The 12,733-nt window shown below is 74.1% G+C and carries 11 protein-coding genes; 5 read left to right on the forward strand and 6 right to left on the reverse strand.

Translation table 11 applies throughout. The annotated features are described in order from the left end of the window. Positions 1–158 precede the first annotated feature (158 nt). From B1H29_RS02770 to B1H29_RS02780, 3 genes are all read left to right on the forward strand, one after another. A complete protein-coding gene (locus B1H29_RS02770) occupies positions 159–2,714 on the forward strand; it encodes a SpoIIE family protein phosphatase (RefSeq protein WP_055421290.1) in 2,556 nt (851 codons plus the stop codon). An 88-nt stretch (positions 2,715–2,802) separates the two neighbouring features. Next, positions 2,803–5,556 carry a SpoIIE family protein phosphatase/ATP-binding protein gene (locus B1H29_RS02775; RefSeq protein WP_199832437.1) on the forward strand — a complete coding sequence of 918 codons (2,754 nt, stop codon included), beginning with the start codon at positions 2,803–2,805 and terminating at the stop codon, positions 5,554–5,556. Positions 5,557–5,685: 129 nt separating this feature from the next. Then, positions 5,686–6,528: a chitosanase gene (locus tag B1H29_RS02780; RefSeq protein WP_055421289.1), complete on the forward strand. Its 843-nt coding sequence runs from the start codon at positions 5,686–5,688 to the stop codon at positions 6,526–6,528. 116 nt (positions 6,529–6,644) lie between these two features. Here the strand turns inward: B1H29_RS02780 and B1H29_RS02785 are convergent, their stop codons facing one another. After that, the gene (locus B1H29_RS02785) at positions 6,645–6,818 is read right to left on the reverse strand and encodes a CsbD family protein (RefSeq protein WP_079160684.1); all 174 of its coding nucleotides are present in this window, start codon (positions 6,816–6,818) and stop codon (positions 6,645–6,647) included. 153 nt (positions 6,819–6,971) lie between these two features. Here B1H29_RS02785 and B1H29_RS37040 point away from each other — a divergent pair, with 153 nt between their 5' ends. Then, on the forward strand, positions 6,972–7,118 hold the full coding sequence (locus B1H29_RS37040; RefSeq protein ID WP_107095379.1) for a hypothetical protein: 147 nt from the start codon (positions 6,972–6,974) through the stop codon (positions 7,116–7,118). Between the two features lie 37 nt (positions 7,119–7,155). On the opposite strand, the gene B1H29_RS02790 is transcribed toward B1H29_RS37040, so the two are convergent. Next, positions 7,156–8,625 carry an MFS transporter gene (locus tag B1H29_RS02790; protein WP_055421288.1) on the reverse strand — a complete coding sequence of 490 codons (1,470 nt, stop codon included), beginning with the start codon at positions 8,623–8,625 and terminating at the stop codon, positions 7,156–7,158. Between the two features lie 219 nt (positions 8,626–8,844). On the opposite strand from B1H29_RS02790, the gene B1H29_RS02795 reads away from it, so the two are divergent. Beyond that, positions 8,845–10,209 carry an FAD-dependent oxidoreductase gene (locus tag B1H29_RS02795; protein WP_055421287.1) on the forward strand — a complete coding sequence of 455 codons (1,365 nt, stop codon included), beginning with the start codon at positions 8,845–8,847 and terminating at the stop codon, positions 10,207–10,209. A 75-nt stretch (positions 10,210–10,284) separates the two neighbouring features. On the opposite strand, the gene B1H29_RS02800 is transcribed toward B1H29_RS02795, so the two are convergent. The 4 genes from B1H29_RS02800 to B1H29_RS02815 all read right to left on the reverse strand — a co-directional run bounded on the left by B1H29_RS02800 (position 10,285) and on the right by B1H29_RS02815 (position 12,489). Next, positions 10,285–10,659 carry a hypothetical protein gene (locus B1H29_RS02800; protein ID WP_055421286.1) on the reverse strand — a complete coding sequence of 125 codons (375 nt, stop codon included), beginning with the start codon at positions 10,657–10,659 and terminating at the stop codon, positions 10,285–10,287. A gap of 62 nt (positions 10,660–10,721) precedes the next feature. Next, the gene (locus B1H29_RS02805) at positions 10,722–11,246 is read right to left on the reverse strand and encodes a roadblock/LC7 domain-containing protein (RefSeq protein ID WP_055421285.1); all 525 of its coding nucleotides are present in this window, start codon (positions 11,244–11,246) and stop codon (positions 10,722–10,724) included. Positions 11,247–11,284: 38 nt separating this feature from the next. Next, positions 11,285–12,061, reverse strand: a complete 777-nt coding sequence (locus B1H29_RS02810; protein WP_055421620.1) for a hypothetical protein — start codon at positions 12,059–12,061, stop codon at positions 11,285–11,287. 5 nt (positions 12,062–12,066) lie between these two features. After that, positions 12,067–12,489 carry a hypothetical protein gene (locus B1H29_RS02815; protein WP_055421284.1) on the reverse strand — a complete coding sequence of 141 codons (423 nt, stop codon included), beginning with the start codon at positions 12,487–12,489 and terminating at the stop codon, positions 12,067–12,069. Positions 12,490–12,733 lie beyond the last annotated feature (244 nt).

Genomic DNA, 12,733 nt, shown 5'->3' on the forward strand with positions numbered 1-12,733 from the left:
CGCGGGAGGAGGTTACGGACTCCCGTCCGCCAGGTCAACGCCCGCCGCGGTCACCCGTGCGGACCCACCGCGTGCGCGACCCTTGAGTCGTGGCGCATTCTTGCTGTGTCGCCCGCGTGACGGCGCACGGACGAGGTGAGGCCGACGAGGTGAGGCCGATGAGCGCAGGCGCCGAGGACGCAGACCGCGGGCCCGGGCGGCTGACGGCGCTGCTGATCGACGCCTGCGCCCAGGCCATCGGCGCGGCCGGCGGCCACGCGGGCGGGGTCTATCTGCGCTCGCGCACGCCCGGCCTGCTGCGGTTGGCCGTCCTCGCCGGACTGCCCGGGCCGCTGTTCCGGTCCTGGTGGCAGCTCCACTCCGACAGCCCGTTCCCGGTCGCCGACACCTACCGGCTGGGCGTCCGGGTGGTGCTGCCCAACGCGACGGAGACGATGCGCCGGTACCCGCAGTTCGCGGCCGGCCTGCCGTTCCCGTTCGGCTCCCTGTACGTCCCCGTCGCCGGCGCCGCGCGGACGTACGGCGTCCTGACCGTCCTGCGTCCCCCCGCCTCCGACACCGCCGAAGTGCTGGAGGGCCTGGACCGAATGGAGCGGCTGGCGCGGGAGCTGGGCGCGGCCCTGGACCAACTGGACGAGGACCGGGAGACGCCGGTCGCCTGGGACGACGAACCCCTGTGCCTCCGGACGCCCCCGGCCGGACGGCACGCGCAGCGCGCCGGAAGTTTCGCCTGGGACCCGGGCACCGGCGCCGTCACCCTCGACGAGCCGCTGCGCGCCCTGCTCGGCGTGGCCGCGGCCGCCGGCGGACCCGCCGCCACGCGGCTCGGCGCACTCACCGGCGCCCTGGCCCCGGACGACGGACACCGGATCGCGGCCGCACTGCGTCAGACGGCCGCCGGCCGGCCTCCTGCGCTGCCCCTGTACCTGCGCGCCGCGGACGGCGCGCTGCTCCTGGCGGAGTTGTGGAAACCGCCGGGCGCACCGCCCGTCGGCGGACCGGTGCGCGGCGTCGTGCGCGACACGTCCGCCGGCGCCGTCGCCGACGCCGCGGCCGACCTGCTTCCGGACGGTGTGTTCTGCGTGGACCGGCTGGGCACGATCGTCTACGCCAATCCACGCGCCGCCGGGCTGCTGGGGCGGCCGCGGGCACGGCTGCTCGGCCACTCCCTGTGGGAGGCCGTGCCCTGGCTGGGACAGACCGCCTACGAGGACCACCTCCGCGGCGCGCTGCTCTCCCCGGAGCCGGTCCACTTCCATGTCCGGCGCCCGCCCGACGACAGCCGCCGGACCACGCCGCAGCCCTACGAGGGGGACTGGCTCGCCGTCTCCGTGCACCCCGGGCCGGACCTCCTGACGGGCACGCTCCGCCCGGCCAACCGGGTGGCCGACGCGTCCGCCGGTCTCACGCCCGAGCACGGCGCACCGCGGACGGCGCCCGGTACCGGCGGCACCGGCCCGGCCGTCGACGCCACGACGGCACCGGTGTACCGCCCCATCGTGCTGGCCGTGGCCCTGACCGAGGCGGTCACCGCCCGCCAGGTGTCCGCCGTGGTCATGCGCGAACTGCTGCCGGCCTTCGGCGGCCGCCGGCTCGCCATCTACCTGCTCCAGGACCGGCACCTGCACCTGGCGTGGGAGACGGGCTTCCCACCGGGCTTCCTCGCGCCCTTCGAGGGAGTGGCCCTGGACGCCCGGCTTCCCGGGGTCGAGACGCTGACCAGCGGCCGGCCGCTCTTCTTCGACTCGATGCAGGCGCTGGCCGCCGCGTACCCGGGCATCCCGCTGGACGCCACCGAGGGCGCCCGCGCCTTCCTGCCGCTGATCGCCTCCGGGCGCCCGGTCGGCTCCTGCATCCTCGGCTTCGACCGTGCCCGCGGCTTCGGCACCGAGGAACGCACGGTGCTCACCGCCCTCGCCGGGGTGATCGCCCACGCCATGGAGAAGGCCCGGCGCTACGAGACCGAGACCGCGCTCGCCCGCGGACTCCAGCGGGCCCTGCTGCCCCGGCGGCTGCCCGCGCACCCCCTGCTGGAGACCGCGGGGCGCTACCTGCCGGGGACCCAGGGCATGGACGTGGGCGGGGACTGGTACGACGTCGTCGCCTCCGGGGACGGCATGGCCCTGGTCATCGGCGATGTCCAGGGGCACGGCGTACAGGCGGCGGCCACGATGGGGCAACTGCGCAGCGCCGTGCGCGCCTTCGCCCTCGGCGACCGCCCGCCCGACGAGGTGCTGAGCGGCGTCAACCACCTGTTGGCCGATCTGGACCCGGGGCTCTTCGCGAGCTGCTGCTACATCCGGCTCGACCCGGCCACCGGACAGGCTCGCGCGGCCCGCGCGGGACACCCACCGCCGCTCCTGCGCCACCCGGACGGACGCACCGAGGCTCTGGACCTGCCCGGCGGCATGGTGCTCGGCGTGGACCCGGGCACGCCGTACCCGCTGACGGAGTTCCGGGTGGAGCCCGGTGCCGTCCTCGCCCTCTACACGGACGGGCTGGTGGAGCGGCCCGGCACCGACATCGACGACGGCATCGCCGCCCTCGGGCTGGCCCTGGCCGAGGCCGGTGCGCCCGCCGCACGGCAGGGAAGCCCGTCGCTGGCGGGCGTCGCCGACCGGATCGCCGTCGCCGCCCGCCACACCACGGACCGTCCCGACGACATCGCCCTGCTGCTCGCCACCCGCCGCCACCGACACGGAGACCCCCGGTGACGGGGGCCGCGGGCCCGGGCCCCGGCCGCCACCCGGTCACCGGGAGTGCCTCTCGCCTCCTAAGGCCCGGCAGTGTAGACATGGGCACATGGTCCGACTGATGGGTCGATCGGGAGAGCGGTCACCCCGTCGTCCCAGCGGCCCGCTCGCCCGGCACCGGCGAGACGCGGACCGGTCACGGCGGGGGGCGGACACGGGACGGCGGCGCGGTGCCACGGCACTGCGCTCGGCCATGTCCGGACGCAGTGTCGCCGGCCAGGTCTTCGTCATGAACGTGGTCATCGTGCTGCTGCTCGTGGTGGCCGCGGCCGTCGCGCTCGTGCTCCAGGTGCGGCACGACAGCACGGTCGAGGCCCGCAACCGGTCCGTCGCCGTGGCCGGCACGTTCGCCAACTCCCCCGGCATCCGCGAGGCCCTGCGCAGCCCCGACCCCACCGCCGTGCTCCAGCCCCGGGCCGAGGCGGTGCGCAGGGCTACGGGCGTGGACTTCGTCGTCGTCATGAACACCGACGGCATCCGCTACACCCACCCCAAGCCCGACCGCATCGGCAAGCAGTTCGTGGGGCACATCGCCCCCGCGCTGGCCGGGGAGACGGTGACCGAGCAGATCGAGGGGACCATCGGACCGCTGGTCCAGGCGATCGTGCCCGTCGAGGCGCCCGACGGCAGGGTCGTGGGCCTGGTCTCGGCCGGCATCACGACGGAGAACGTGGGCGGCGCCGCCGAACGGCAGCTACCGCCGGTGCTGATCGTGGCGGGCGTCGGACTCGCCCTGGCGACGGCGGGCACGGCGCTCGTCAGCCGGCGGCTGCTGCGGCAGACGCACGGCCTGGGGCCGCACGAGATGACCCGGATGTACGAACACCACGACGCGGTTCTGCACAGCGTCCGGGAGGGCGTGCTCATCGTCGGCGGGGAGGGCGTACTGCTGCTCGCCAACGACGAGGCGCAGCGCCTGCTCGACCTGCCCGACGACGCCGAGGGACGGCACGTCCTCGGCCTCGGGCTCCCCGCCGACACGGCGGAGCTGCTGGCCTCCGGGCGGGTCGCCACCGACGAGGTGCACCTGGTCAAGGACCGGTTGCTGGCGGTCAACCAGCGGCCCACCGACGTACGGGGCGGCCCGGCCGGCAGCGTGGCCACGCTCCGCGACTCCACGGAGCTGCGGGCCCTGTCCGGCCGGGCCGAGTCCGCGCGGGAACGCCTGGACATCCTGTACGCCGCCGGTGTGGGCATCGGCACCAGCCTGGACGTCACGCGCACCGCCGAGGAGCTGGCGGAGCTGGCCGTGCCCCGGTTCGCGGACTACGTCAGCGTGGACCTGTTCGACACCGTCCTGGCCGGCGGACAGCCGGAGGGCGTGACCCCGCTGCGCCGTACCGCGCTCGGCGGCATCCGCGAGGAGGTCCCGCTCTACCCGGTGGGCCGGCAGATCCGCTTCGTCGCCTCCTCTCCGCAGGGCCGGTCCCTGGAGAGCGGCCGGCCCGTCCTGGAACCCCGTCTCGGTGAGGCCCCGGGCTGGCAGGCGCAGGACCTCGAACGCTCCGCACAGGTGGTGGAGTACGGCGTCCACTCCCTGATCACCGCACCGCTGCGCGCGGGCACCCTGATGCTCGGGGTGGTCAGCTTCTGGCGTTCGGAGAAGCCCGAGCCCTTCGACGAGGACGAGCTGGTCCTCGCCGAGGAACTGGTCGCGCGCGCCGCGGTCTCCATCGACAACGCGCGCCGCTACACCCGCGAACACAGCATGGCGGTGACCCTCCAGCGCAGTCTGCTGCCCCGCAGGATGCCCGAGCAGAACGCCCTGGACGTCGCCTACCGGTACCTGCCCGCGCAGGCGGGGGTCGGCGGGGACTGGTTCGACGTGCTGCCGCTGTCGGGAGCCCGGGTGGCGCTGGTGGTGGGCGACGTCGTCGGTCACGGACTGCACGCCGCGGCCACCATGGGGCGGCTGCGGACGGCGGTGCACAACTTCACCGCCCTCGACCTGCCGCCCGACGAACTGCTCGGTCTGCTGGACGAGCTGGTCGCCCGCATCGACCAGGACGAGGCGGGCGACGACGGCGCCGCCCCGGTCACCGGCGCGACCTGCCTCTACGCGATCTACGACCCGGTCTCCAGCACCTGTGTGATCGCCCGGGCGGGTCACCCGCCGCCGGCGCTGATCCGGCCCGACGGCGGCGTGGAGTTCACCGAGGTGCCCGCAGGTCCCCCGCTGGGCCTGGGCGGCCTCCCGTTCGAGCCGACCGAGCTGCGCCTGGCGGCGGGCAGCAGGCTGGTGCTGTACACCGACGGGCTCGTCGAGGACCGGGAGCACGACATCGACGTCGGCCTGGAACACCTGCGCCAGACGCTCCAGGCGGCCGGCGAGTCGCCCGAGGAGACCTGCCGGGCCGTCCTGGACGCGCGGCTCCCCAACCGGCCGGGCGACGACATCGCCCTGCTCGTCGCCCGTACCCGGGCGCTCGGCCCGGACCGGGTCGCCGAGTGGGAGGTGCCGAACGACCCGGCGGCGGTCGGCGAGGTGCGCGCCCGGGTCACCCGGCGGCTCGCCGAGTGGGGGCTGGACGAGCTGACGTTCACGACGGAGCTGATCCTGAGCGAGCTGGTCACCAACGCCATCCGGTACGGCGGCGAGACCGTCCACGTCCGGGTGCTGCGCGACCGCAGTCTGATCTGTGAGGTCTTCGACAGCAGCAGCACCTCGCCGCACCTGCGCTACGCCGCCATGACGGACGAGGGCGGGCGCGGACTGTTCCTGGTCGCGCAGCTCGCGGAGCGCTGGGGCACCCGCTACACGCCGGCCGGCAAGGTCATCTGGGCGGAGCAGCCGGTGCCCTGACGGACTCGGGTGCCGCTCTCGGTCCGTACCGATTTCGCGCACGGTGGGTGCCCGGTGCGCCGATTTTCTGGTAGGAAACTTTCCTATCAGTGCCCGGCACTCCCACCCCCCACCACACCTGGAGATCCCGTGAGGCACCCGTCCCCCGACCCGGCGCGCCCCGCAGGCACCTCGCGCCGTACCGTGCTCGCCATGGCATGCGCGTCCCTGGCGACAGTTCCCCTCCTCGCCCCCTCGCGGGCCACGGCGGCGCCCGTGCGCGCGGCAGGGCTCGACGACCCGGCGAAGAAGGAGATCGCCATGCGACTGGTGTCGAGCGCGGAGAACTCCTCGCTCGACTGGAAGGCGCAGTACCGGTACATCGAGGACATCGGTGACGGTCGCGGCTACACCGCCGGCATCATCGGCTTCTGCTCCGGCACCGGCGACATGCTCGACCTGGTGCGGCTCCACAGCGACCGCAGCCCCGGCAACGTGCTCGCGCGCTACCTGCCCGCGCTGCGCGAGGTCGACGGCACCGACTCGCACGAGGGGCTCGACCCCGGCTACCCCGGCGACTGGCGCCGGGCCGCCCGCGACCCGGAGTTCCGGCGGGCGCAGGACGACGAGCGCGACCGGGTCTACTTCGGTCCGGCCGTGCGGCGGGCGAAGGCGGACGGGCTGCGGACGCTCGGGCAGTTCGCGTACTACGACGCGATCGTCATGCACGGCGACGGCGGTGACCCGGCCGGCTTCGGCAGCATCCGGGAACGTGCCCTGGGCCGGGCCCGGCCCCCGGCGTGGGGCGGCGACGAGACCGCCTACCTGCACGCCTTCCTCGACGCGCGGGTGTGGGCCATGAAGCAGGAGGAGGCGCACAGCGACACCAGCCGGGTCGACACGGCACAACGCGTCTTCCTGCGCGAGGGCAACCTGGACCTCGACCCGCCGCTGCACTGGCACGTGTACGGGGACGCCTACCACATCGGCTGACCCGGTCCCCGCACGCCGCCCCGCTGCCCGGGGGTCGCCCCGGGCACGGCGCGGGCCGCGGAACCGGCCGTACGCCTGGTTCCGCGGCCCGTGTGTGCCGCCGTCCGGTTCCGGTGTCAGTGCCGGAACGCGTCCTTGCCCTTCTCCTTCGCCTGCCGGGCGTCGCCCTTGGACTGCTCGGCGCGGCCCTCGGCCGTCATCCTCTCGTTGCCGACGGCCCGGCCGGCCGCTTCCTTGGCCTTCCCCTCGGCCTGCTCCATCTTGGCCTTGGACTTCTGATTGCCGGCCACCACTGCTCACCTCACGGCGTTCGCTTCCGATGTCCTGCACTGCGGGTCGCCCGTGGCGGCGGACTCAAACCCGGGGCCGGCCGCCGGGGTGAGCGCGGGGCCGCGGGGTAGGAGGACGGACAAGCGGATCAGTCGTCGACTCGGAGGAACGTCATGGCCGGAATGCTGGACCGGATCAAGCGCTTCGCGCGCAGCCCGCAGGGCCGCCGCGCGACCGAGCAGGTACGCCGGGCCGCCTCGGACCCCCGCCGCCGCGCGCAGGCCCAGGCGATGCTCCGGAAGTTCGGCAAGCGCCGCTGAGCACGTGGGGCCGGTACGCCGTCCCCGGAGGTTCGTCTCAGCCCCGACCCGCGTGGGGGTCGCTGTGGGACGTCTCCGGCGGGCAGCGCCCGGCGCGGTCGGAGCGGTCCCGCCGCCAGTCGAGGACCGCGACGGTCAGCGCGCACAGCATGGCGGCGACCCCTGCGCCGACCGACAGGGCCACGGCCCGGTGGTAGTCGCCGTGGGTCGCGTTGAGCGTCAAGTAGAACAGCCCCGGCAGTGCCGCGGTGCCCACGGCGCCGCCGAGGCGCTGGCCCGTCTGCAGGGCTCCTCCGGCGGCGCCCGCCATCCGCACCGGGACGTCCCGCAGCGTCATCGTGATGTTCGGTGAGATCACACAGCCGCTGCCCAGTCCGCCGACGAGCAGGGCCGGCGCCGCGATCCAGGCGGCCCGGTCGGAGGGCGCGAGCCAGAGCACCAGCGCGGTGGTGCCGAGTCCCAGCATGACGGCGACGAGCCCCCAGACCGTCAGCAGCCGCCCCAGCCGGTCGACCAGTCGGCCCGCCACGGCCGCAGCGGTGGCGGAGCCCACGGCGAACGGGGTCACCGCCAGGCCGGACATGAGGGGCGAGAAGCCCAGCCCGTTCTGGAAGAAGAACGCGAACACGAGCCACACCCCGCTGAACCCGACGAAGTACAGGGCGGCCAGGCCCGCTCCCGTGACGTAACCGCGGGTCTCGGTGAGCAGGCCGGGTTCCAGCAGTGGCTGCCCGTCGCGGCGGGCGACGCGGCGCTCCCACCGTGCGAAGGCGAACAGGACCAGCAGTCCCGCCGGGAACAGCCACCACACCCTGCCCACTCCCCCGCTCTCGGCGAGCACGAGCGGCAGCATCAGGGCCAGGATCCCGGCGCCGAGGAGCACCACGCCCACCGGGTCCGGACGCCCTCGGCCGCCGGGGGACACCCGGGGCAGCAGGCGGAAGCCGAGCAGGAGGGCGAGAACGCCGACCGGGACGTTGACGTAGAAGATCCACCGCCAGCCCCCGGGGCCGGCCAGGGCCAGGATCAGACCGCCGACGACCGGCCCCACGGCGCTGGAGACCCCCACCGTGGCACCGAACAGCCCGAACGCGCGCCCGCGTTCCGCGCCCCGGAACATCTGCTGGATCAGTGCCGAGTTCTGCGGCGCGATACTGCCCGCGGCGACTCCCTGGGCGAGCCGGGCGGCCACCAGCAGCCCGATGCCAGGCGCGGCGCCCGCCGCGGCGCTGAAGAGCACGAACGCGGCCAGCGCGACGAGGAAGACCCGGCGTCTGCCGAACGCGTCACCGATCCGGCCGGCCGTCACCAGGGTCAGGGCGAACGCGAGGGCGTAGCCGGACACGACCCACTGCACGGACGCCGCGGAGGCGTGCAGCCCCCGCTGCATGGACGGCAGGGCGACGGCGACGATGGTCACGTCCAGCAGGGTCATGAAACCGGCGACCAGGGTCACCCACAGGGCCCGCCACCGGTTCGGATCCGGGCGGTCGTCCGGACGGTGCACGCGGGCTCCCCTCGTGAGGCGGGCGCGGGACGCGATCGTCGCGCCTCACGCCTGCGTCACCCGCCACCGGGGGTTGAAACCCGGGGCCCAAAGCCGACCCATGAGAACCCATAAGCCGCCCTTATGTACTCATAGACCGGACCCGCGTACCGACTTAGGCTTGCCTTAGCTTAGGCTTCCCCGAGAGTCGATCTATCACCGCTCGAAGGGAACCTGAACATGCCCCGCCCTCTGCGGGTAGCCATCGTCGGATCCGGCCCGGCCGGGATCTACGCCGCCGACGCCCTGCTCAAGTCCGAGGTGGCCGCCGATCCCGGTGTGTCCATCGACATCTTCGAGCGCATGCCCGCCCCGTTCGGACTGATCCGTTACGGCGTCGCCCCCGACCACCCGCGGATCAAGGGCATCATCACCGCCCTGCACCAGGTGCTCGACAAGCCGCAGATCCGCCTCTTCGGCAACGTCGACTACCCGACCGACGTCAGCCTGGACGATCTGCGCGCCTTCTACGACGGTGTGATCTTCGCCACGGGCGCCACGGCGGACCGGGCACTCTCCATCCCCGGCATCGAGCTCGACGGCTCGTACGGCGCGGCCGACTTCGTGTCCTGGTACGACGGCCACCCGGACGTCCCGCGCACCTGGCCGCTGGAGGCGGAGAAGGTCGCCGTCCTCGGCGTCGGCAACGTCGCCCTCGACGTGGCCCGGATCCTGGCCAAGACGGCGGACGAACTGCTGCCGACGGAGATACCGCCGAACGTCCACGAGGGCCTCAAGGCCAACAAGGCGCTGGAGATCCACGTCTTCGGACGCCGCGGCCCGGCGCAGGCGAAGTTCAGCCCCATGGAGCTGCGGGAGCTGGACCACTCCCCCAACATCGAGGTCATCGTCGACCCCGAGGACATCGACTACGACGACGGCTCGATCACCACCCGGCGCGGTAACAAGCAGGCCGACATGGTCGCCAAGACCCTGGAGAACTGGGCGATCCGCGACGTCGGTGACCGGCCGCACAAGCTGTTCCTGCACTTCTTCGAGTCGCCCTCCGAGATCCTCGGCGAGGACGGCAAGGTCGTCGGCCTGCGCACCGAGCGCACCGCCCTGGACGGCACCGGCAACGTCAAGGGCACCGGCGAGTTCAAGGACTGGGACGTCCAGGCGGTCTACCGGGCCGTCGGCTACCTGTCCGACCAGCTCCCCAAGCTGCCCTGGGACATCGACTCGGGCACGGTCCCGGACGAGGGCGGCCGGGTCGTCCAGGAGTCCGGCGAGCACCTGACGTCCACCTACGTCACCGGCTGGGTCCGGCGCGGCCCGGTCGGCCTGATCGGCCACACCAAGGGCGACGCCAACGAGACGGTGTCCAACCTGCTGGACGACTTCGCGAACGGCCGGCTGCAGACGCCCGCCTCGCCCGCCCCGGAGGCCGTGGACGCCTTCCTCGCCGAGCGGAACGTCCGCTTCACCACCTGGGACGGGTGGTACAAGCTCGACGCCGCGGAGAAGGCGCTGGGTGAGCCGCAGGGGCGCGAGCGCGTGAAGCTGGTCGAGCGCGAGGACATGCTCCGGGAGAGCGGCGCCTGAACCCCGGCACCCGGGCGCGGGCCCGGCGGGATACTTTCCCGCCGGGCCCGCGCCCGGTTCGGCGGTCCGACGGGGTCAGACCTCCAGGTCGTTCTCGATCCGGCGCAGTTGGTGGCGGGCCATCGCCAGGTTGGCTCGGCTCGCGTCGAGCACCAGGTAGAGGAACAGCCCGTTGCCGCCACGGCCCTTGAGCAGGCGGATCATGTGGTACTGGGTGTTCAGGGTGATCAGGATGTCCTCGATCTCCTCCTTCAGACCGAGGTGCTCCATCGTGCGCAGCTTGGACCGCACGACGTCGGTGTTGCCGGCCGCGGCGACTTCCAGGTTGAAGTCCTTGCCGCCGCCCAGCGTGCCGAGGGCCATCCCGCTGGTGTAGTCGACCAGCGCGGCGGCGGTCGCTCCGTCGATGGAGCTGAGGCATTCCTTGAGCGAGGTCTCCAGGTTGGCCATGGGTGGCTTCCTTTCCGGACGCGGTCAATACGTGTCGGTAGTGGTCGGTGGCGATCGGTTGATCAGGTCGGCCGGCGGTGGCCGCCGCCCTGGGGGCTCGGTCGGTAGGCGGGTCGCTGCGGCGTGCGCACCGGCAGGGTGCCGATGGGGCGGGCCGTCTCCCCGGCGGGCGCCGTGACGTGTTCGGCCGCCGGGGAACGGCCGTGTTCCCGGCCCACGTGGGCGGCGACCAGCTCCCCGATCCGGGCGCCGCCGCGCCGGCCCTCCAGGTGCAGCCGGCCCACGTTGACCCGGCCGTCGGCGAGCAGGGTGAGCACGGCCGCCGGACCGGCCGCGTAGGTGGCGACGTAGCCGTCGGTCCCGCGCAGCAGCAGCTCCCGGAACCCGCCGCGCGCGGTGGCGTCGGCCATGCGGTGCGCGACGCCGAGGGCCGCGGCGGTGAGCGCGGCGAGGCCCTCGGGTTCGGTACCCGGCGCGTCGTGGGCCAGCACGAGCCCGTCGACGGTGGCCGCGAGCGATCCGGTCAACTGGGGTACGCGGGTGCGCAGTCGGTGCAGTTCGTCCAGGACGTCGCTCTCGACGGCCATGAGCAGTCTCCTTTCGGCACGCTGTCGGCGCGCGCGGATCACAGGGCCTCCAAGGCGTCTCGAAGCCGTCGCAGCAGGGCCGTGTCCGGGTCGTCCCACACGCCGCCGCCGAGGTCGGGACCCGGCGCGAGGGGCGTGGGGGCGGGCGGCGCGGCGGCGACGAGGCCGTCGGCGGCCAGGCGGCGCAGTTCGACGAGGGTGTGGTAAGTGCGGCAGGCGAGCGCCGAGGAGATCTCCGCGGCGGTGCGGACGCCGTCCACCTGTGCGAGGGTCCGGCCGCGCCGCACCGGCAGGGCAGTCGCCCTCGCGTCGGGCACTCGCGTGAGGGGGACGGTGTCGATGTCGGGGTCCGGCCATATGCGGTCCAGCAGGGCGCGTCGGCGTCCGCACTCGCGGACGACGGCGTCCACCGGTACGGACCGCACCGCGCCGAGCCAGTGCACCGCGCCGGGCCGGAAGCGGTGCGGGCGGGTGTCCTGGGCCAGGACGAAGTACGCGGCGTCGAACAGCGCGCCCAGGTGGCAGACCTCCAGCGCACCGGCGGCGAGCCGGCCGCTGTCCACGAGCCGGTGTCCGACCCGGTGCCGTGTACCACCGCTGTCGACCGCGGCCCACCAGCCGTCCGCCGCGACGGCGCCGCTGCGGGTGAGCAGCGCCCCGAGGTCCGGGGTGAAGGCGGATTCCGCGTGCACCACACGGCCCGCCGACAGGTAGACGATGCCCCGCTCGCCCGACAGGGCACCGGTCGCCCCCTCGTCCGCGAGCGCGCCGAGGGCGGCCGACGTGGTCTCGTGCGTGGTCCAGGTGGTCGTCACCCTGGTCACCCGAGCACCAGACGATCCGCCAACTCGGCCAGCCGGATGCGGGCCAGGGCGAGGTTTCCGTCGTTGCGGTCCAGCCACAGGTGGAGGAAGACGGTGCTGTCGAACGGGGTGCTGACGAACCTGAGCAGGTGGTAGGCGTCGGTGGTGGTGGCGATCATGTCCTCGACCGGCGGTTCCTTGTCCGGCGCGGCCGTGGGACCGGGGGCGCCGGCGGCGGGCGCGCCGACCGCCGCCAGGGAGCCGCTCTCCGCGACGTGCCGGGCCAGTTCCGCGGTCTCCGCCGCGGTCGCCTCCCAGTCGCCGCCCGGGGCCATGCCGACGGCGCCCAGGGCGAGCCCGCTGATCCAGTCGACCAGCGACGCGCCCCGTGCGCCGGGCAGCCGCATGGCTTCCAGCAGACTCTCGTCGATTCCGGGCACGCCGGATCCCCTCTCCCCGCACGGCTGTACCGCGAACGTGACGCCGAGACTACGGAAAGTGCACGCATCCGGTGAGCGCTTTGGCATTTTCCAGAGGAACGTGCCCGCGCTCCGGCATACTGCGTTATTTCGACCGTGCGAGGGGCCGCGGGCGAGGGGCCGCGGGCGAGGGACTGCGGGCGAGGGGGCGCGGACAGGCCCGCCCCTGAGCGGATGGCGGGCGGCGCCTGTCCGCGCGCACCAT

This window comes from Streptomyces pactum, from assembly GCF_002005225.1.
GTDB classification, from domain to species: Bacteria; Actinomycetota; Actinomycetes; order Streptomycetales; family Streptomycetaceae; genus Streptomyces; species Streptomyces pactum_A.